Origin of the sequence: Planotetraspora sp. GP83 (assembly GCF_041262585.1) — a bacterium.
In the GTDB taxonomy this organism is placed as follows: Bacteria; Actinomycetota; Actinomycetes; order Streptosporangiales; family Streptosporangiaceae; genus JAOEGB01.
Genome location: NZ_JBGCBZ010000042.1, coordinates 1 through 20,621, shown reverse-complemented (window position 1 = coordinate 20,621; position 20,621 = coordinate 1). Strand labels below are relative to the sequence as shown.

Here is a 20,621-nt window from a genome sequence, read left to right as displayed (position 1 = left end):
GACAAAGCCGCCCACCCCGACCGCTACACCACCCACCGCAACCCCGACGGCACCTGGACCCTCACCCACCTCGGCAGAAAAGGCCGCTACGCCGCACGATTCCGAACCTGAGCAGAAAACAGCGCAACGCTGACCACGCACAGGCCCTGTCACAGCCCGCTGCGTCTCCCTGAACCGCGCACGGCCATGTGCAGGCGTGGACGGGACGCTGCCTACCTGGCGTCGGCGCACCGCCTGGCGTGGGCGAGGTCAACGCCAGGTGGTGCGGGAGGCGAGGGTGGGCGGCACCACACCGGTCCCCCGTGCCCAGCAGGCCCATGTTCCGCAGGCTCAGGGGGACCAGCGCGCGAGACGGGCGTGCCAGGCGGTGGAAGGTCTCAGAGAAGAAGCCTGGGACCGCTACCTGGGTCCTATCCTGGAACTCGGCACCGGAGACCAGCCGACTAGACGCGACTAGACGTCGAGCTTCTCCAAGACCTCGTCGCTGACGTCGAAGTTGGCCCAGACGTTCTGGACGTCGTCGCTGTCTTCGAGCGCGTCGATGAGGCGGAAGACCTTGCGGGCGCCTTCCTCGTCGAGCGGGACGTTCATGGTCGCCATGAAGCTCGCCTCGGCCGACTCGTAGTCGATCCCGGCGTCCTGCAGGGCCTTGCGGACGGGGATGAGGTCGGAGGCCTCGGAGACGACCTCGAAGTTGTCACCGAGGTCGTTGACCTCCTCGGCGCCGGCGTCGAGGACGGCCATGAGCACGTCGTCCTCACTCAGAGCGCCCTTGGGGACGATCACGACGCCCTTGCGGTTGAACATGTACGACACCGAGCCGGGGTCGGCCAGGGAGCCGCCGTTGCGGGTGAGGGCGACGCGCACCTCGGAGGCCGCGCGGTTGCGGTTGTCGGTGAGGCACTCGATCAGCACGGCCACGCCGCCGGGGGCATAGCCCTCGTACATGATGGTCTGCCAGTCGGCGCCGCCGGCCTCAAGGCCGCCGCCGCGCTTGCGCGCCCGCTCGATGTTGTCGATGGGGACGGAGCTCTTGCGGGCCTTGGTGATGGCGTCGTACAGCGTGGGGTTGCCGTCCGGGTCGGGGCCGCCGGTCCTGGCCGCGACCTCGATGTTCTTGATGAGCTTGGCGAACAGCTTGCCGCGCTTGGAGTCGAGCGCCGCCTTCTTGTGCTTCGTCGTCGCCCATTTGGAGTGGCCGGACATCGCCTAGAACTCCCTCACCATTTCGACAAAATACGAATGAACCCGCGCGTCGCCGGTCAGCTCCGGGTGGAAGGACGTCGCGAGCAGAGGTCCCTGACGGACCGCGACGATCCTATCCCCAGGTTCGGTTCTGCCCAGCACCTCGACGTCCGGGCCAACGGATTCGACCCAGGGCGCGCGGATGAACACGGCCCGCATCGGGCCTCTGGAGGCGAAGTCGAGGTCGGCCTCGAAGGAGTCGACCTGGCGGCCGAAGGCGTTGCGGCGGACCACCATGTCGATCCCGCCGAGCGTCTGCTGGCCCTCGATCCCGCCCTCGATGCGGTCGGCCAGCATGATCATGCCGGCGCAGGAGCCGTACGCGGGCATGCCCTCCTTGATCCGCAGCCGCAGGGGCTCCAGCAGCTCGAACGCGGCCGCGAGCTTCCACATCGTGGTGGACTCCCCGCCGGGGATGACGAGGGCGCTGACCGCGTCGAGCTCCTCCTGGCGGCGTACGGCGATCGCCTCGGCGCCCGAGGCTTCCAGGGCGCGGATGTGCTCGCGCACGTCGCCCTGGAGGGCGAGCACGCCGATCTTCGGCGCAGAGGTCACGGCGGTCCCTTCGTCTGGTGGCCGATTCAGCGTATGGCCATGTCCGGCAACCGCCCAAACCGGCCGTTACGCCGCCGCGGCGCGCGTGGCGTCCTGGAAGGTGTGGTCCACGTCGACGTGGTCCAGCGCCGCGAGGTGGCGGCGACGGGTGACCAGGACCGCGATCCCGGCGAGGCAGCACACGGCACCCAGATAGTACGGCATGGCGGGGCCGGCCTCCTCGCCGAGCTTGGTCGCGATGTACGGCGCGAGCGCCCCGCCGAGCCAGCGGACGAAGTTGTACCCGGCGGAGGCGACGGAACGCGGCGCGTCGGAGACCTCCATGGCGGCCTCGGTGAAGATCGTGTTGTTGAGCCCGATGGGGATCCCGCAGAGCACGGTGAAGACCACGATGCCCGCGTGCCCGGACAGGGCGATGCCGACCTGGAACACCGCGAGGAGGGCCAGCGACAGGCACAGCACCCGCACCGAGCCGAGGTGGCGCTGGAACCACGGCGCGGCGAAGACCGAGGACAGCGCCACGCACACGCCCCACCCGAAGAACACGGCGCCGATGCCGTACGCCGTCATGCCGAGGATGAACGGCGTGAACGCGAGCACGGTGAAGAACGCGAAGTTGTAGAACAGCGCGGTGAACGCGGTCGTGGAAAGGCCCCCATGAGCGAGAGCGCGGATGGGGTCGCTGAGCCGAGTCCTCACGGCGGGCCTGGGTGTCTCCTTCAACAGGGAGACGATGAGGACGAAGCCAACGGCCATCAGCGTGGCGGTGCCGAAGAACGGCGCCCGCCAGCTCCAGTCGCCCAGCGCCGCCCCGAGGAGGGGGCCCATCGAGATGCCGAGACCCAGCGCGGCCTCGTAGAGAATGATCGCCTTCTCCGCTCCCCCGCTGGCCGCGCCGACGATCACAGCGAGGGCCGTGGCGACGAACAGCGCGTTGCCGAGCCCCCACCCCGCGCGGAAGCCGACGAGCTGCGCGACGCTGCCCGACGTGCCGGCGAGCGCGGCGAACAGCACCACGAGCGAGAGCCCGAGGAGCAACGTCCGCCTGCCGCCGACTCGGCTGGACACCCAGCCGGTGATCAGCATGGCGACGGCGGTCACGAGAAAGTAGCTGGTGAACAGCAACGACACCTGGCTGGGGGTGGCCTTCAGGCCCTTGGCGATCGACGGCAGGATGGGGTCGACCAGGCCGATGCCCATGAACGCCACCACTGCGGCGAAGGCGGTGGCCCAGACGGACACGGGCTGGCGGAGCATCCCGCCGCTCTGCGATGACATGCGTGGCTCTCCTTCAGAAGATCAGGCCGGAGATCAGGCCGGAGATCAGGCCCGGCCCAGCTTGGCCAGGGCGGGGAGGGCGACGGAGATGGCCGACCGCTCTTCAGGGGTGAGGGTTTCCAGCTGCCGGGCGAGGTAGGCGATCCTGGCCTGCCGTACGGCACGCAGGCGGGACCTGCCCTCGCCGGTCAGCTCGACGGTGCGGACCCGGGCGTCGGAGGCGTCGCTGCCGCGCGCCACCAGTCCGGCGTCCTCGAGCCGGTTGATCTGCACGGTCATGGTGGGGAGCTGGACGCCGTGCTCCTCGGCGAGCTCGGTCATCCGGCGGGGGGCGCCTTCGAGGGAGCCGAGCACGGAGTACTGCTGCGAGGTCACGGGCTGTCCCGCGGTCGTACGGCGGAGCAGCATCACGAGGTGACGCAGCTCGCGCGACAGGGTGTCGGCCAGAGGCCCGGTGTCGTCCGTCGTCATACTTAGACAGCCTAACTTAGGCAAGCTAACTATTTGCCCGCACGTCCCCCTGGGACGCGGCAGTCACACCCCGCGCGTGATCATGCACGGGTTCCCGGCAGCGCGTTCGACCCGTGTTCCCGTGTTCGTGATCATGCGCGGATTCCCGTGCCACGCGCCTGAGCTGCGTCATCCGCAGTCGTGATCACGCACAACCGGCGGCGCTTAGCGGGACCCACCTCGGAAGCTGTGCATGATCACAGTCAGGAACAGGCCAGCTCAAGCCGGCCTTCGCGGACCCCGTGCATGATCACACCTCCGGACGGGGCCGGTCAGGCACACCGTCCGGGAGCTTGTGCATGATCACCACCCAGGGAGGGGGGAGGTTGGCTGGCTACCAGCCGCGCTCGGCGAGGCGGTGTGGGGCGGGGATGTCGTCCACGTTGATGCCGACCATCGCCTCGCCCAGGCCCCGCGACACCTTGGCCAGGACGTCCGGGTCGTCATAGAACGTCGTGGCCTTGACGATGGCGGCGGCGCGCTTGGCCGGGTCGCCGGACTTGAAGATGCCCGACCCGACGAAGACGCCCTCGGCTCCGAGCTGCATCATCATGGCGGCGTCCGCCGGGGTGGCGATGCCGCCGGCCGTGAAGAGCACCACCGGCAGCTTGCCGGTCTTCGCGACCTCGGCCACCAGCTCGTACGGCGCCTGCAGTTCCTTGGCCGCGACGTACAGCTCGTCCTCCGGCAGGGAGGTCAGGCGCTTGAGCTCGCCGCGGATCTTCCGCATGTGGGTGGTGGCGTTGGACACGTCGCCTGTTCCGGCCTCGCCCTTGGAGCGGATCATCGCCGCGCCCTCGGTGATGCGGCGGAGCGCCTCGCCCAGGTTCGTGGCGCCGCAGACGAAGGGCACGGTGAACTGCCACTTGTCGATGTGGTTGGCGTAGTCGGCCGGGGTGAGCACCTCGGACTCGTCGACGTAGTCCACGCCCAGCGCCTGCAGCACCTGGGCCTCGACGAAGTGGCCGATCCGGGCCTTGGCCATCACGGGGATCGACACGGCGTTGATGATGCCGTCGATCATGTCGGGGTCGCTCATGCGGGACACGCCGCCCTGGGCGCGGATGTCGGCGGGCACCCGCTCCAGCGCCATGACGGCGACCGCTCCGGCGTCCTCAGCGATCTTGGCCTGCTCCGGGGTGACGACGTCCATGATGACCCCGCCCTTGAGCATCTCGGCCATGCCACGCTTCACGCGGGCGGTGCCGACGGCGGTGGACTCGTTGACTTCGGGGGTGCTGCTGGACACGGTGCTACCTCACGACGGCGGGTATGGATTCCCCTCCATGGTAGGTCCTGGCCGATCCCTCCCCTGACGTTCCACTCCGTCAGGGTTGATCACTGTTTTTGTACTACTTGCCCATCAAGGCGCCACGGGCTTCCGTGACGCGAGGACGACCCACACCTGGCCACGGGCGAACGGCATCGGCTTGCCGTCGGCCGTCGTGTACGTGGTGCCCTTCTCCTCGGAGGCGCGCGACCAGTTGACCTTGTACGCCTGGCCGTCCCGGAGCACGACGCCCGTGCCCTTGCCCACCGTGTGGACGAGAGGCGTGTAGCTGCCGTGGAAGTCGTGGAACTGCGACCTGTCCGTCTTGACCCACTGGATCACGATCGTCGGAGCGCCCTGCTGGCCGCCCTCGGCCGCCATGTCCTTCGCTCCGTCCTGCGTGACGAGCCATCGCTTCTGCGCCGCCGACCAGGCGAACGTGAACCGGGCCGCCGGATAGCGCACGCTGACCTGCTTCTGCGGGACGCCGCCGGCCGGCGGCTCGTCAGAGAACACGAAGCCGATATCCTCGGCCTTGCTGGCCTTGGGCGCCTTGGCGAGCAGCTTCTTCGGGCTCCCGAACAGGTTGTACGGCGCGACCCGACCGGGCACGCGGGAGTACGCGGAGAACGCACTGCTGTCGGACACGTCCCACAGCGAGGCCTTGCGCACGAACGGAATCATCTTGGTCTGGACGCCCGAGTAGGCGAGCGCCGGCTTGCCGAACATCGGGAGGATGTGCAGATCGGAGATGCGGGCGCTTCTCACCGGCCCGACCTGGGCGGGCAGCTTCGAGCTGAAGATGGCCATGAGCCGGGTCAGCCCGCCCTCGACCTGCTCGATGTAGACGATGTCGGCGCTGCGCAGACCCATCTGGGGCTTGCCCGCCGAGGTGTTCTCGATCTTCACGGCCAGCACCGGCCTGCGCTCGGCCACCGGACGGCCGGTGAACGGGTGCTCGGGGGGCGCGGTGGGCGACGGGGAGGCCGAGGCGGACGCCCCCTGCGACGGCGTGCCGGGCGCGCCGCCACTGGAAGAGCACGCCGTCCCGGTGAGGGCGACCCCCATGATCACCGTGAAGCCGATCACTGCCCGCACCGCTACGCTCCTCCCGATGGAGACCCCGCGAGCAGGCACGACATACCTGGTTCGCACGGACCACGCGACAAACACGCCACGAAACGGCATGAGCTTACCGGCGAACCACAACGTGTCCTTCACTAATCGGTCACAACGCCCTATTCCGCGGCAAGTGAGTCCGGCGGGGCGTCGTCGATCTCGAAGAACTGGGGGTAGTCGGTGTGCCCGGCCAGCCGCAGCGTCCGGGCCAGCCAGCGCCGCTGGGCCGTACGGGTGACCGCGACGGCGTTGTTGAAGAACCGGCGGGAGTAGACGACCTTGGCCACCGCCGTGTCGAGTTCCTCCATGAGCGCGGTGCCCGCGGGGTGCTCGGCCAGCTTCTCCCGGAAGCGCTCCTGGCCGACGACCGCGCGCAGCGTCTTGGACAGGTCGCTCTCCGCGTGCTCCCGCTCGTCCGGGCCTGCCGTACGGGCCTCGTGGGCGGCCGCGGCGAGCACGAGCGAGGTCGCGGGGTCGAGGATGCGCGACCCGGCCAGCTCCAGGCAGACGGCGGCGCGGCGCAGCAGGGCGGCGTCGAGCGCGGCCTGGGCCGTCTCCAGCCGGATGTGCAGGCGGTCGAGCCGGCCCGCCCGCCAGGAGATGTAGACGGCGGTGAGCACGACGAGCACGCCCACCACGAGGATCAGGATCGTCGTCGTCACGCGGTGTCCTCCACGACCCCGGCGGTGGCGTGCGCCACGGTCTCGTAGACCCGCACGACGTCCCGGGCGACGGTCGACCAGTCGTACTTCCGGACGGCGCCCCGGGCCTCGTCGGAGAGCTTGGCCCTGCGGGCGGGGTCGTCGAGCAGCCGCGCGGCCTCCTTGGCGAGGGCCGCGGCGTCGCCGGTCGCGAACAGCGCCCCGGCCTGCCCGTCGCCGAGCACCCGGCGGAACGCGGGGATGTCGCTCGCCAGGATCGGCGCCCCGGCCGACATGGCCTCGGTCAGGACGATGCCGAAGCTCTCGCCGCCCAGGTTGGGCGCGCAGAACACGTCCACGGAGTGGTAGGCGCGGACCTTGTCCGCCTCGCTCACCATGCCGAGCAGCCCCACCCGGTCGCGGTACTGCTTGGGCACCCGGCCGAGCACGTCGTCGGGGTCTCCGGGGCCGGCGATCAGCAGCCTGAGGCCGGGCCGTTCGGGCGCGAGCAGGGCGAAGGCCTCCAGCAGCACGGGCAGGCCCTTACGCGGCTCGTCCATCCGGCCGAGGAACCCGATGACGTCGCCGTCGGGGCCCCAGCCCGGGAGCGGCGTCGCCGCCGCGTACCGGCTGACGGTCACCCCGTTGGGGATCAGCACCGCGTCGCCGCCGAGATGCTCCACGAGGGTCTTGCGGGCCGCGTCGGAGACCGCGATCCTGGCGGTGATCTTCTCCAGGGCGCTCTGCAGCATGGGCGCGGCGACCGACATGGCCCGGGAGCGCTCGTAGGAGGCGTGGAAGGTCGCCACCATCGGCCCGCGCGCCACCCAGCAGGCCAGCACGCCGAGGGACGGCACGGCGGGCTCGTGCACGTGGAGCACGTCGAACCCGCCCTCCCTGATCCACTTGCGGACGCGGTTCATCGAGAGGAAGCCGAACGCCAGCCGCGCCACGGACCCGTTGTACGGCACGGGCACCGCGCGGCCCGCCGAGGTCACGTAGGACGGCAGCGGGGCGTCGTCGGCGGCGGGGGTGATGACCGACACCTCATGGCCGTCGGCGATGAGCGCCTCGGCGAGGTCGCGGATGTGCGCCTGCACGCCTCCCGGGACGTCCCAGGTGTACGGGCAGACGATGCCGATCTTCACGGCGCTCCCCCGGGGCGGGGCTCCCGTTCGTCGAGCAGGTCGTCGAGCCAGAGACGCTGGAGCATGTGCCAGTCCTCCGGGTGCTCGGCGATGCCCTTCTCGAACACGGCCGCCATGCTCTGCGTCATCGCGGCCACCTTCTCCTGACGCGTCCCCTCGGCCGGGACCGGGATCTCCTCATGGATGTGGATGCCCCAGCCGTCCCCCTCGAACCAGATGACGGCGGGCAGCAGCGCGGCGCCCGTCTGGATCGCCAGCAGGGCGGGGCCCGCGACCATGCGGGTCCGGGCACCGAAGAAGTCGACCTCCACGCCGGAGGCGGTCAGGTCGCGCTCGGCGGGCAGGCACACCGGCCGTCCCTCGCGGAGCCGCTTGGCGAGCGTGCCGAAGGCCATCGCGCTGCCGCCGCCCTGCTTGGTCAGCGGGAGCACCTCCATGCCGAGGCCCTCCCGGTACGCGACGAAGCGCTCGAACAGCGACTCGGGGCGTAACCGCTCCGCGACCGTCGTGAAGGGATGTCCCTTGTGCACGAGCCACGCGCCGGCCACGTCCCAGTTGCCCATGTGGGGCAGGGCCATCACCGCGCCACGGCCCGAGGCGAGGTTGTCGAAGATCAGCTCGCCGCCGATCGCGTAGGTGCCGTCCAGGATCCGCTCGCGGCTCATGGAGGGAAGGCGGAACGCCTCCATCCAGTAGCGGAAGTAGGAGCGCATCCCGGCGCGGCTCAGCTCGCGGACGGCCGGGCCGGCGGCGTCCTCGCCCACCACCCGGGCCAGGTTGGACTCCAGGCGCCGCACCAGCCTGCCCTGCCTGCGCCACAGGACATCGGCCAGCGCGCGGAAGAACCACGCGGCGAGCCGTTCCGGCATGTGCCGTACGACCAGCCAGCCCGCCGAGTAGGCGGCCGCAACGAGCCGGTCGACCAGCGGCACGCGGGGGTGGGGACTCCCCGGAGTGCCGGCCGCGCGCGTCATCTCACCACCGCCTGCCGGTAGACATGGATCATGCGCTGGACGACCGTGACGGCGCTCGCCGCCGCGAGCAGCCAGAGCCCGATCGCCAGGACGTACGGCACGCCAAGCCCGGAAAGCCCGGCCGCGACCAGCACGACGACGAGCCGCTCCCCCCGCTCGGCGATGCCCACGTTCGCGGTCATCCCGAGGCCCTCGGCCCGCGCCTTGGCGTACGACACCAATGCTCCCGCGACGAGACAGAACAGCGCGACGCCCGCGAGGACGATCTCCGGCTCGTCCTCCAGGACGAGGTAGAGAATCAGCCCGGAGAAGACCGCGGCGTCGCCGAGACGGTCGAGCGTGGAGTCCAGGAACGCGCCCCAGGTGCTGCCCTTGCCCGTCATCCTGGCGAGCACGCCGTCCAGCAGATCCGCGAGGACGAACACAGTGATCACGACGGTGCCGAGGAAGAGCTGCCCGCGAGGGTAGAAGACGAGGGCGGAGACGACCACACCCATGGTGCCCACGACGGTGATCACGTCAGGAGAGATCCCGAGGCGGGCGAGCGCACGCCCCAGCGGGGTCATGACACGGGTGACGGCGGGGCGCAGGACTTTCAACATCGCCGTCCGATCGTAGGCCATGAACGGCACGCTGAGCTCGCAAGCACATTCCGGCGAAATGTCTTGTGATATGCGCCACATGGGTAAAGGGTGAAGAACACGCGCCTGCGAGGCCGCGCGGAGATGACCTGCAGTGAGACGTGCGGTGAAACGCCACGTCGCATCCCGCGCGGGCTCCGCGAAGGCGGGGCCACGGGCGCGGACAGCGACGGCACGAGCGGCCGGCGCGGGGCACGCGCGACGCGCCCATCCCGACCGCTCAGAGACGCGGGAGGCGATGTGGCCGAAAGATCAACCGGCGCCGCAGCGGGAGCCGCCGGCAGGGCACCTGCGGCCGATCGGCCGGACATGGTACGGAATGTCGTGCTGGTCGGCCATTCCGGAGCCGGCAAGACCACCCTGGTCGAGGCGCTGCTCGCGGCGACGGGCACCATCCAGCGCCCCGGCCGGGTCGAGGACGGCACCACGGTCAGCGACTTCGACGAGGTGGAGGTGCGCCAGCAGCGCTCCGTCAACCTGTCGGTCGCCCCGATCGTGCACAACGGCATCAAGATCAATCTCCTCGACACCCCCGGTTACGCGGACTTCGTCGGCGACCTGCGCGCCGGGCTGCGCGCGGCCGACGCGGCGCTGTTCGTCGTCTCGGCGGCCGAGGGCGTCGACGGCCTGACCCGGATGCTCTGGGAGGAGTGCGGCCTGGTCGGCATGCCCCGCGCCGTGGTCATCACCAAGATCGACCACCAGCGGGCCAACTTCGACGAAGTCCTCGCGAGCTGCCAGGACGTCTTCGGCGAAGGCGTCGCGCCCCTCTATCTTCCCGTGAACGGCACGGGTCTGCTGGGCCTGCTCTCGCAAAGGTTCTTCGACTACGGCGGCGGCAGCCGTACCGAGCGGGAGCCGGACGCGGAGCAGCTCGGCCTGATCGAGCAGTACCGGAGCGAGCTGATCGAGGGGATCATCCAGGAGAGCGAGGACGAGTCCCTCATGGACCGCTACCTCTCCGGGGAGGAGATCGACACCAAGGTCCTGATCGACGACCTGGAGAAGGCGGTCGCGCGGGCCAGCTTCCATCCCGTCCTCGCGGCCGGCCCCGGGGTGGGAATGCGGGAGATCCTCGAAATCGTCACGCAGGGCTTCCCGTCGCCGCTCGAACACCCGCTTCCCGAGATCACCACGATCGACGGCAAGCCGGTGGCGAACATCGCCGCCGATCCCGACGGGCCGCTGGTCGCCGAGGTCGTCAAGACCACGAGCGACCCCTACGTCGGCCGGATCAGCCTCGTCCGGGTGTTCTCGGGCACCCTCCGCCCCGACATGGTCGTCCACGTCTCCGGGCACGGCCTGGCCGACCGGGGCCACGAGGACCACGACGTGGACGAGCGGATCGGCGGCCTGACCTCGCCGCTGGGCAAGATCCAGCGCTCGCTCGCCAAGTGCGTCGCGGGCGACATCTGCGCCATCGGCAAGCTCTCCAGGGCCGAGACCGGCGACACGCTGTCCGACAAGGAGCGCCCGCTGCTCATGCCGGCGTGGACGATGCCCGATCCGCTGCTGCCCGTCGCGATCAGGGCGAAGTCGAAAGCCGACGAGGACAAGCTCAGCCAGGCGCTCGCCCGGCTGGTGGCCGAGGACCCGACGCTCCGGCTGGAGAACAACGCCGAGACCCGCCAGCTCGTGCTGTGGTGCATGGGCGAGGCCCACGCCGACGTCCTGCTCGACCGCCTGGCCAAACGGCACGGCGTAGAGGTGGAGAAGACGGACCTGCGGGTGCCGCTCCGGGAGACCTTCGGCGGCAAGGCCCAGGGCACCGGGCGCAACGTCAAGCAGACCGGCGGCCACGGGCAGTACGCCATCTGCCACCTCGAGGTGGAGCCGCTGCCGTCCGGCGGCGGGATGGAGTTCGTCGACAAGATCGTCGGAGGTGTGGTGCCCCGGCAGTTCATTCCCTCCGTGGAGAAGGGCGTCCGGGCGCAGATGGAGCGCGGGGTCGTCGCCGGATATCCGGTCGTGGACATCCGGGTGACGCTCTACGACGGCAAGGCCCACTCGGTGGACTCCTCCGACATGGCCTTCCAGATCGCGGGGCAGCTCGCGCTCAAGGAGGCCGCCGCGAAGATCCAGGCCCTGCTGCTGGAGCCCGTCGACGAGGTCTCTGTCCTGGTCTCCGACGAGTTCGTGGGGGCCGTCATGTCCGACCTCTCCTCGCGCCGGGGCAGGGTGCTCGGAACCGAGCCGGTCGGCACGGGCCGCACGCTCGTGAGGGCGGAGGTGCCCGAGCTGGAGATCACCCGATACGCCATCGACCTGCGCTCGATGTCGCACGGCACCGGGACGTTCCATCGCACATTCCTGCGATACGAACCGCTGCCCTCCCACCTGGCCGAAAAGATGGCCGCCACGGCCGACTAGCGCTTTCTTCGGCGTTTCCCGGGTGCGGCGTTCCCGGGTGCCGGAGTTTCACGGGACCGGCACCCGGGGAATCTCACTACGTGCCTCCCGTCACATCCGCATCACAACGCGATTTCTTTTTTCGGGCGAAACCATCCATTTGCCGATGTAAGACTGATGGCCATATGCATCGGGAAATCGGGAGGGCCGCCACGTGACCGAACGGGGCCACAGACACGTCCGTCGCGCCTTGATCGCCACGACCGTCGTCGCGGCGGTCACCACGGGCGCCGCCTACACCTTCGGACCCGGGGCGCAGGCCGAGCAGACGGGCAAGACCGACCAGGCGGGCAGGACGGAGCGGACCGGGAACGAGACGACCACGGCGAGATCGGCGCGCACGGGGACGTCCGGGTCCTCCGGCGCCTCCGGCACGTCTGGTGCGGCGGGTTCCGGAGCCTCCTCGCGGGCGGCCGAGGCTGTCACGTGCACGACCAGCGCCCGGTATCGCAAGCGCCAGCTCCGGGGCGTCTGGATCGCCACCGTGCACAACCTCGACTGGCCCTCCCGCGCCGGCCTGTCCGCCACACAGCAGCAGGCGCAGTACGTCAAGCTCCTGGACAACGCCGTCAAGCGCCGGTTCAACGCGGTCTTCGTGCAGGTGCGGCCCGCGTCCGACGCGCTCTACCGGTCGTCGCTCGAACCGTGGTCCGAGGTCCTCACCGGGACGGCGGGCAGGGACCCGGGCTGGGACCCGCTGCCCTTCCTGGTGGACGAGGCGCACAAGCGCGGCCTGGAGTTCCACGCCTGGTTCAACCCGTTCCGGGCCGGCTTCACCACCGACCTGTCCCGGCTCCCGGCGTCGCACCCCGCCCGGATCCACCCCGACTGGGTCGTCAAGCACGAGGGCGGGCTCTACTACAACCCGGGCCTGCCGCAGGTGCGCGACTGGGTGACCCGGGTCGTCACCGACGTGGTGCGGCGCTACGACGTGGACGGCGTGCACTTCGACGACTACTTCTATCCCTATCCCGGGCAGGGCACGAGGTTCGCCGACCAGGCGGCCTTCAAGAAGTACGGCAAGGGGGCGAAGCTGGCCGACTGGCGGCGGGACAACGTCAACAAGCTCGTCGCGCAGGTCTGGGCGGCCGTGCACGCGGCCAAGCCGTACGTGAAGTTCGGCATCAGCCCCTTCGGGATCTGGCGGAACAAGGCCGAGGACCCCGCCGGGTCGAACACGAAGGGCATGTCCGCCTATGACCAGATCTATGCCGATGCGAAGGCGTGGATCAAGGCGCGGTCGGTCGACTACCTGATCCCCCAGCTCTACTGGCCGCGCGGCTTCGCGGCCGCCGACTACGACGCGCTCGTGCCGTGGTGGGCGAACGCGGTGAAGGGCTCGGGCGTCGACCTCTACATCGGTCAAGCCCTCTACCGGGTGGGCAGCCGGGACACCGCGGCCTGGACCAGGGCGGTCGAGATGCCCTCCCACCTGATCGTCAACCAGAAGTACCCCGAGGTCAGCGGCGACGTCTACTTCAGCGCCAGCCAGCTCGGCCAGAACCCGCTCACCGTCCTCGACCGCCTTGTCACGCAGCACTACAGCAGGCCGGCGCTGCTTCCCCTCCTCAAGGGATTCGACACGAAGGCGCCCGCCGCCCCGCGCGGGGTGAAGAACGCCGGCGGCACACTCCAGTGGCAGGCGCAGCCCGACGCCCGGGCGTACGCCGTCTACCGGGTCGACGGCAAGGCGGGCGACTGCTCCATGGCCGACGGGCGCAACCTGGTGGCGGTGGTGCCCGGAAGCGCCGCCCCGTCCTACGTGACCAAGGACCCCGGGACCTACTACGTCACCGCCCTCGACCGCCTCAACAACGAAAGCCTCCCCACCCCCGGCGCATGACCCCACGCGTGATCATGTATGGGTTCCCGCGACGGCGCTTGATCTGAGCAAACGCTCTCCGTGATCTGGCAAAAGCGCCGGCGGCGTGATGAGGCTGGTCCTCCTTCACGGTCTGGGCGTGCCTCCTCCCGGTGGCGCGCAGCGTTACCGCCGGGGGCGTTGTGATTGCATGGTCACCGACGGTATCGTGCCAGCGCAAAGGGCTTTCCGGGAACTTGCGCATGATCACGTACAGGGTTGAGGCTGGTCCGGTAGCGTGGGCGGGAACTTCCGCATGATCACGCGGGGGGTGACTTCGGGGAGGTCTCGGTGAGGCGTGCGCTGGTCGCGCTGGTGATGGGCGTGCTGGTCGGCCTGCTCCTGCCCACGGGCTCCGCGATGGCGCGTGTGGCCGGGGCCGCCGAGGGCGAGGCCGTACGGGCGCAGGAAGGACAGGCCGCGCGGGCGCAGGGGGGACAGATCGTCCTCATCGGCGTGCCGGGCCTCATGTGGAGCGACGTCACCCCCTCCGACACGCCTAACCTCTGGAGCCTCGCCGGATCAAGCGCCCTCGGCTCGCTCTCCGTGCGGACCGTCGGCAACATCACCTGCCCGTACGACGGGTGGCTCACCGTCTCGGCCGGAGTCCGGTCGGCCGTGGGGCACAGGTGCGGCCTGCCACCCGCCCCGGCACCGCGGAGCGAGGGCGCCGTCGTGCCCGACCTGAGCCTCCTCCCGGACGAGAGCAGGCGGTACGCGGGCACGCTCGGCCAGGCCGTCCACGACGCCCGGCAGTGCACGATGGCCGTCGGCCCCGGGGCGGCGCTCGCCCTGGCCGACCGGCAGGGCAAGGTCGACGTGTACGCCGACACCCCGGCCAAGGTCACCGACTGGGCCCGCTGCCCGGTCGTCGCGGTGGACCTCGACGACGTGGCCGCGCCGTACATCGAGGACGGCAAGGTCACGCTCACCACCGAGAAACTCACTCCGGAGGCTCGCCGCGCCGTCGTCCGCGCGGCCGACGCGAAGCTCGCCGCCGTCCTCCCCCACCTGAGCGGCAGCACCATCCTCGTCGCCGGGCTCTCCGACCACGGCCCGGTCCCCCACCTCCGGGCGGCCATGCTGTACGGCCCGGCCCTGAAGAACCCAGAGAACGTCCTCACGCTCGGCGCCCGGTCGACGCACCGCGACGACATGCTGATCGTCCCGGACCTCACCGCCACGATGCTGAACCAGGTCGCCGGCTCCGTCCCGGCGACGGTCGTGGGCGTGCCCGCCGAGACCCACGCCGCCGGTGAGCGGACCGTGGCGCAGCGGATCGACGCGCTCAAGATCGCCGATGTGGCAGGGCAGACGATCAGGAACATGGGGGGCGTCTTCTTCACGTCCCTGGCCGTCCTCCAGGTGCTGTTCTACATCACCGCGTTCCTGCTGCTGCGCCGCCGGGAGGGCCTGGGCGGGGTCCGGATCGCGGCGGTCGCGCTCGCCTCGATCCCCGTCTCGACCTACCTCGTCAACCTGACCCCGTGGGCGCGTACGGCACAGCCGACGCTCGTGCTGGTGGGGGCCATCCTGGCGACGGCGGCGGCGCTGAGCGTGGTCGCCCTCGCGGGGCCGTGGCGCAGGAGCGTGCTCGGGCCGCCCGTGGTGGTCGCGGCCGTCACGGCGGCCGTCCTGCTCGCCGACCTCCTGACGGGCACGCCGCTCCAGCTCAACAGCGTGATGGGGTACACGGGCGTGGTCGGCGCCCGCTACTACGGCCTCGGCAACATCCCGTTCGCGCTGCTCGCGACCGCCGTCCTGCTCGTCACGACAGCGATCGCCGACGGGCTCGCCCGGTCGGGCCACAAGATCCTTGGCGTGGGCCTGGTGGCCGGCCTGGGCTGCTTCGCGATGCTGCTGGACGGCTGGCCGGGCGTGGGCAGCGACTTCGGCGGCGTGATCGCGTTCGTGCCCGGCATCGCCGTGGCGGCGCTCCTCGTGGCGGGCAAGCGGGTGTCGGTCGTCAGGCTCGGAGCGTTCTGCCTGGCGGGCGGCGTCGTCGTCATGGCCATCGCCTTCCTCGACTACCTGCGTCCCGCGGCCGACCAGACCCATCTCGGGCGGTTCGTCGCCCAGGTCTTCGACGGCACGTTCCTGCCGGTGATCTCGCGCAAGCTCGGGGCGATGCTGCACACGCTCATCAGCCCCAACCTGATGCCCGTGGTCATCGCCGCGTTCGCGTTCCTGATCTTCGCGCTGTTCCGGCCGGGAGCGGCGAGCGCGGGCGTGCTCCCCGTGGCGTTCGAGCGGGCGCCGATGCTGAAGGCGGGCCTGCTGGGCGCGCTGGTCAGCGGAGTGGTCGGCATGCTGGTCAACGACTCGGGGGCCGCCGTGCTCTCCATGGCGCTCGCGCTGGCCGTCCCGCTCGTCCTCAGCGCCGGGATCCGGGCCCTCCAGGTCGGCGAGCCCGTCCCCGGCCCGGCGCCCCGGCCGCAGCCCAGCCCCGCGCCCTGACGGAGCCCGCCCTTACGGAGCCCGCCCGGCCGGGCGTCACGGCGTCAGGAGACGGGCCAGGCGTCCGCGAGCAGTTCCCGGGTGTCGCGCAGGAGCTGCGGAAGGACCTTGGTGTGCCCGACCACGGGCATGAAGTTCGTGTCTCCGCCCCACCGGGGCACCACGTGCTGGTGCAGGTGGGCGGCGATGCCCGCCCCCGCCACGCTGCCGAGGTTCATGCCGACGTTGAACCCCTGGGCTCCGCTGGCCTTCCTGAGCGCCCGGGTCGACCGCTTGGTGAACTCGGCCAGCTCTGCGGTCTCCGCCTCGTCGAGGTCCACGTAGTCGGCCACGTGCCGGTACGGGCAGACCATCAGATGCCCGGAGTTGTAGGGATACAGGTTGAGCACGGCGTAAACGGCGGAGCCGCGGGCGACGATCAGGCCGTCCTCGTCCGACATCTTCGGGATCTCGCAGAACGGGCAGCCGTCGTTCTCCCCCGACCCGCTGGGCTTGTTCTCGCCCTTGATGTAGGCCATCCGATGGGGGGTCCAGAGCCGCTGGAAGTTGTCGGGCACCCCGACGCCGCCCTGCTCGATCGGGTCTGAGCTCACGGTCGCCCTCTCCTCCTCGTTCGCCGTCCCCTGTTGGCCGGCTGGGCCACGCTGCCGATCGCCGCACCTGCCGCATGTGAAGCAGCATATGACGCACGGATCTCCCCATGTCGGCCGGGCTTTATGCAGGACAAAGCATTCGATCTTCCGGCAGAATTCCGCTGCGCGGAGCCCGCGGGGGCCCTCAACCGCCGAGGAGTTGCACATGACCGACGTCGTCGCAGTGGAGTCGATCCATCCCTCCGAAGACCACGATCCCGTGGATCCCGTCGATCCCGTGGAGGAGCCGGCCGGCCACCAGGTCGAGCAGCGGGACGAGGGGGAGCTCGGCCGGCAGCGGGACGAGCCGGCGGAGGAACCGGTCGGCAGGCTCTTCGGGGAGACGGACACGCCCCGCCAGTCCCCGTACGGCACGCAGGAGCCGGTCGCGAGGATCCAGCCCGCGGCGGACCCTCTCACGACCGCCGTCGTCAAGGGCCGGATCAAGGTGGCCGACGAGGTCGTCGAGAAGGTCGCCGCGCTCGCCGCGCTGGAGATCCCCGGCGTCGCCGACCTCGGCGGCGACCTGGAGCGGGCGTTCGAGAACGTGCGCGACCGCATCGGGCTCGGGACCAAGCGGGCCAACCAGGGCGTCCGGGCGCAGATCCAGGACCGTCAGGTGGCCGTGGACGTCACCATCGTCATCGAGTACGGCCATGTGGTCATGGAAGTGGCGAACGAGGTCAAGACCAACGTCGCCAGGTCGGTCAGCCACATGCTGGGCATGCGGGTGGTCGAGGTCAACGTGACCGTGGACGACGTCCGCCTGCCCGGCGAGGTCCCGGCCTCCCCCCGCGAGGACGACTTCTGAGGTCCGGTACGGCTCGCGCCCATTGGCGCGAGCCGTACCGGATGACAGGGTTTGCGGGAACCCGGCTGATCACGCCGGGGTGGGCGGTCAGACCTGGATGCGGCGCTCCACCGCGTCGACGATCTCCGCGATGGCCTCGTCGACCGGGACGCCGTTCTTCTGCTCGCCGTTCCGGTAGCGGAACGACACCGCGCCCGCGGCCACGTCGTCGTCGCCGGCCAGCAGCATGAACGGCACCTTGGCCTTCTGCGCGTTGCGGATCTTCTTCTGCATCCGGTCGTCGGCGACGTCGACCTCGACCCGGACGCCCCGCTCCCGCAGCCGCTTCGCGACGTCCTGGAGGTAGGGGGCGTGGGCGTCGGCGATCGGGATGCCGATGACCTGCACCGGGGCGAGCCAGGGAGGGAACGCGCCCGCGTAGTGCTCGACCAGCACGCCGAAGAACCGCTCGATCGACCCGAACAGCGCCCGGTGGATCATGACCGGCCGCTGGCGCGAGCCGTCGGCCGACTGAAACTCCAGCTCGAAACGCTCGGGCAGATTGAAGTCGAGCTGGATGGTCGACATCTGCCATGATCGGCCGATGGCGTCACGCACCTGCACCGAGATCTTCGGGCCGTAGAACGCGGCGCCGCCCGGGTCGAGGACCAGCTCCAGCTTCTCGGACTCGGCGACCTCCCGCAGGGTCTCGGTCGCCTCCTCCCACGCCTCGTCGGTTCCGACGTACTTCACCGGGTCCTTGGTCGACAGCTCCAGGTAGAAGTCGTCGAGGCCGTAGTCGCGCAGCAGCTCGAGCACGAACCGCAGCAGCGACTTCAGCTCGTCGCGCATCTGGTCGCGGGTGCAGTAGATGTGCGCGTCGTCCTGGGTGAGGCCGCGGACGCGGGTGAGGCCGTGCACCACGCCGGACTTCTCGTAGCGGTAGACGGTGCCGAACTCGAACAGCCGCAGCGGCAGCTCGCGGTAGGAACGCCCGCGCGCCCTGAAGATCAGGTTGTGCATCGGGCAGTTCATCGGCTTCAGGTAGTAGCGGGCGCCCTCCAGTTCCATGGGCGGGAACATGCCGTCCGCGTACCAGTCGAGGTGCCCGGAGACCTTGTAGAGGTGCTCCTTGGTGATGTGCGGGGTGTTGACGAAGGAGTAGCCCGCCTCCTCGTGCCTGCGGCGCGAGTAGTCCTCCATCAGCCGGCGGATGATGCCGCCCTTGGGATGGAAGACCGGCAGGCCCGAGCCCAGCTCGTCGGGGAAGCTGAACAGGTCGAGCTCCGCACCGAGCTTGCGGTGGTCGCGCTTCTCGGCCTCCTCCAGCAGGTGGAGGTACTCGTCCTGCTTCTCGCGGGACTCCCACGCGGTGCCGTAGATGCGCTGGAGCTGCGGGTTCTTCTCGCTGCCCCGCCAGTAGGCGCCGCCGGAGCGCATGAGCTTGAACGCCGAGATCACGCGGGTGGTCGGCAGGTGCGGCCCGCGGCAGAGGTCCTTCCAGCACAGCTCGCCCGACTTCGGGTCCAGGTTGTCGTAGATGGTCAGCTCCGCGCCGCCCACCTCGACGTTCGCGCCGTCCTCGGAGTCGGCCGCGCCGCCCTTCAGGCCGATCAGCTCCAGCTTGTACGGCTCGGCCGCGAGCTCCTCACGGGCGTCGTCGTCCGACACCGGCCGCCGCCGGAAGGTCTGGCCCTGCTTGACGATCTCCCGCATGCGCTTCTCGACGCGCTTGAGGTCGTCAGGGGTGAATGGCTGCTTGACGTCGAAGTCGTAGTAGAAGCCGTTCTCCACGGGCGGCCCGATGCCGAGCTTCGCCTCGGGGAAGATCTCCTGGACGGCCTGGGCCATGACGTGGGCGGTGGAGTGGCGCAGGATGGCCCGGCCGTCGGGGCTGTCGATGGCCACCGGCTCGACCACGTCGCCCTCGGCCACCTCGGCGGCCAGGTCGCGCAGCTCTCCGTTGATCCGGGCGGCGATGACCGACCTGCCGTCGGCCTCCAGCGCCTCCCCGGCCGTCGTGCCCGCCGCCATCACGCGCTCGGCTCCGGCGAGGGTGATGTGTATTTCTAGGGCGGCAGACACGGTGTCTCCTTGCTCGGGAACGGTTCTTGCGGGGGCCCCGCGAGACAACCCGGCCGCGAGAGCCGGGCGGCGCCTCCCGCATCCGATGCTACCGGTGCCGCCACCCCGAATTCGCGCGCTTACCGCCCCCGCGACTCCCGCGCGGCGAGAGCGGCCAACTCCTCCAGGGACCCGGCGAAGACGTTGAGGTTCACGGGGCTGTTCGAGTACTGATGCAGCGACCAGGTCGTCCACGGCGCCGGTACGGCCGGCTTGCCCATGGGCCGTCCGGGCGCGGCGATCCAGAGCGGGAGGTCCCCCAGGCCCTCGCAGTTCCCCTCGGCGGCGAAGTGGCGCACGGTGCGGACGATCGGTGAGACTCCGGCCAGCCTCCCGACCTCGGCGCACCAGCGCCGGGCGAAGGCGGCCACCTCGGCCGGCGGCAGGCCGTCCGAGGTGCGCAGATCGACGGCGAGCAGGCCCGCTCCCGCGTGATCGACGAAGTTGCGGGCCTGGACGGCGGGGTCGCCTCCCGGCCGCGCCACGTGATAGGCGCCGGACAGCACACCGGCCCGGTCCATGGCCGCCCGGTGCCGGTCGAAGGCGGGGTCCGTCTCGGTGTCGCCTTCGGTCGCCCGCGCGAAGCCGAACACGGCCCCGTTCCAGTCGACGGAGGGCTGCCAGTCGGAGACGTCTATGCCCTGGATCATCGCTATGACCCTAATGACGATGTGATCGGCCCGCGAGCCCTTTCGCGGAACAAGGCCGGCCCTTGCGGGGTTCAAGATCGCCTATCCGTGCATGATCACATGTGAGGTTCTGGCAGGCCGCCGCCCTGTTCCGGGAACGCGCACATGATCACGAACGCGATTTGACGAGGTCACAATGCCCGCGAGGGAAGGTGTGCATGATCACGGCCAATGGGGCCAGACCCAGTCGCGGATCTCGGCCGGGTCCTCGCCGTGCTCGCGGGTGTGGATCCTCGCGCGGAGGCGGGCGTCGGCCATGTGCTGGCGCAGATGGGCCG

General features: G+C 70.4%; 17 protein-coding genes. 4 read left to right on the top strand and 13 right to left on the bottom strand.

Annotated features, from left to right (window positions below):
• Positions 1-453: 453 nt before the first annotated feature.
• From ABH927_RS33700 to pgsA, 10 genes are all read right to left on the bottom strand, one after another.
• The gene (locus ABH927_RS33700) at positions 454-1,206 is read right to left on the bottom strand and encodes a YebC/PmpR family DNA-binding transcriptional regulator (protein ID WP_370028483.1); all 753 of its coding nucleotides are present in this window, start codon (positions 1,204-1,206) and stop codon (positions 454-456) included.
• Between the two features lie 3 nt (positions 1,207-1,209).
• On the bottom strand, positions 1,210-1,800 hold the full coding sequence (gene pdxT / locus ABH927_RS33695) for a pyridoxal 5'-phosphate synthase glutaminase subunit PdxT (protein ID WP_370028482.1): 591 nt from the start codon (positions 1,798-1,800) through the stop codon (positions 1,210-1,212).
• Positions 1,801-1,866: 66 nt separating this feature from the next.
• Positions 1,867-3,078: an MFS transporter gene (locus tag ABH927_RS33690; protein ID WP_370028480.1), complete on the bottom strand. Its 1,212-nt coding sequence runs from the start codon at positions 3,076-3,078 to the stop codon at positions 1,867-1,869.
• Between the two features lie 45 nt (positions 3,079-3,123).
• Positions 3,124-3,549, bottom strand: coding sequence for a MarR family winged helix-turn-helix transcriptional regulator (locus ABH927_RS33685; RefSeq protein ID WP_370028478.1), 426 nt, complete (start codon positions 3,547-3,549; stop codon positions 3,124-3,126).
• Positions 3,550-3,922: 373 nt separating this feature from the next.
• Positions 3,923-4,837, bottom strand: coding sequence for a pyridoxal 5'-phosphate synthase lyase subunit PdxS (gene pdxS, locus ABH927_RS33680; protein ID WP_370028476.1), 915 nt, complete (start codon positions 4,835-4,837; stop codon positions 3,923-3,925).
• Between the two features lie 114 nt (positions 4,838-4,951).
• A complete protein-coding gene (locus ABH927_RS33675; protein ID WP_370028474.1) occupies positions 4,952-5,956 on the bottom strand; it encodes a DUF3048 domain-containing protein in 1,005 nt (334 codons plus the stop codon).
• A 140-nt stretch (positions 5,957-6,096) separates the two neighbouring features.
• Positions 6,097-6,639, bottom strand: coding sequence for a hypothetical protein (locus ABH927_RS33670; RefSeq protein WP_370028472.1), 543 nt, complete (start codon positions 6,637-6,639; stop codon positions 6,097-6,099).
• A complete protein-coding gene (locus ABH927_RS33665) occupies positions 6,636-7,766 on the bottom strand; it encodes a glycosyltransferase family 4 protein (protein ID WP_370028470.1) in 1,131 nt (376 codons plus the stop codon). The genes ABH927_RS33670 and ABH927_RS33665 overlap by 4 nt, the downstream gene beginning before the upstream one ends.
• Positions 7,763-8,740: a phosphatidylinositol mannoside acyltransferase gene (locus ABH927_RS33660; RefSeq protein ID WP_370028468.1), complete on the bottom strand. Its 978-nt coding sequence runs from the start codon at positions 8,738-8,740 to the stop codon at positions 7,763-7,765. Before ABH927_RS33660 ends, ABH927_RS33665 begins: the two co-directional genes overlap by 4 nt.
• Positions 8,737-9,342, bottom strand: a complete 606-nt coding sequence (gene pgsA / locus ABH927_RS33655) for a phosphatidylinositol phosphate synthase (RefSeq protein ID WP_370028485.1) — start codon at positions 9,340-9,342, stop codon at positions 8,737-8,739. Before pgsA ends, ABH927_RS33660 begins: the two co-directional genes overlap by 4 nt.
• Positions 9,343-9,621: 279 nt before the next feature.
• Between pgsA and ABH927_RS33650 the strand changes: the two genes are divergently transcribed.
• The 3 genes from ABH927_RS33650 (at position 9,622) to ABH927_RS33640 (ending at position 16,108) form a co-directional block, all read left to right on the top strand.
• Complete coding sequence (locus tag ABH927_RS33650; RefSeq protein ID WP_370028467.1) at positions 9,622-11,751, top strand: elongation factor G-like protein EF-G2; 2,130 nt, start codon at positions 9,622-9,624, stop codon at positions 11,749-11,751.
• 229 nt (positions 11,752-11,980) lie between these two features.
• The gene (locus ABH927_RS33645; protein ID WP_370028465.1) at positions 11,981-13,633 is read left to right on the top strand and encodes a glycoside hydrolase family 10 protein; all 1,653 of its coding nucleotides are present in this window, start codon (positions 11,981-11,983) and stop codon (positions 13,631-13,633) included.
• 309 nt (positions 13,634-13,942) lie between these two features.
• Positions 13,943-16,108: a hypothetical protein gene (locus tag ABH927_RS33640; protein WP_370028463.1), complete on the top strand. Its 2,166-nt coding sequence runs from the start codon at positions 13,943-13,945 to the stop codon at positions 16,106-16,108.
• Positions 16,109-16,152: 44 nt separating this feature from the next.
• Here the strand turns inward: ABH927_RS33640 and ABH927_RS33635 are convergent, their stop codons facing one another.
• Positions 16,153-16,701: an HIT domain-containing protein gene (locus tag ABH927_RS33635; protein ID WP_370028461.1), complete on the bottom strand. Its 549-nt coding sequence runs from the start codon at positions 16,699-16,701 to the stop codon at positions 16,153-16,155.
• A gap of 205 nt (positions 16,702-16,906) precedes the next feature.
• On the opposite strand from ABH927_RS33635, the gene ABH927_RS33630 reads away from it, so the two are divergent.
• Positions 16,907-17,551: an Asp23/Gls24 family envelope stress response protein gene (locus ABH927_RS33630; RefSeq protein WP_370028459.1), complete on the top strand. Its 645-nt coding sequence runs from the start codon at positions 16,907-16,909 to the stop codon at positions 17,549-17,551.
• 87 nt (positions 17,552-17,638) lie between these two features.
• On the opposite strand, the gene thrS is transcribed toward ABH927_RS33630, so the two are convergent.
• Positions 17,639-19,615, bottom strand: coding sequence for a threonine--tRNA ligase (thrS, locus tag ABH927_RS33625; protein ID WP_370028457.1), 1,977 nt, complete (start codon positions 19,613-19,615; stop codon positions 17,639-17,641).
• 119 nt (positions 19,616-19,734) lie between these two features.
• On the bottom strand, positions 19,735-20,304 hold the full coding sequence (locus ABH927_RS33620; RefSeq protein ID WP_370028455.1) for a glycoside hydrolase family 25 protein: 570 nt from the start codon (positions 20,302-20,304) through the stop codon (positions 19,735-19,737).
• Positions 20,305-20,621 lie beyond the last annotated feature (317 nt).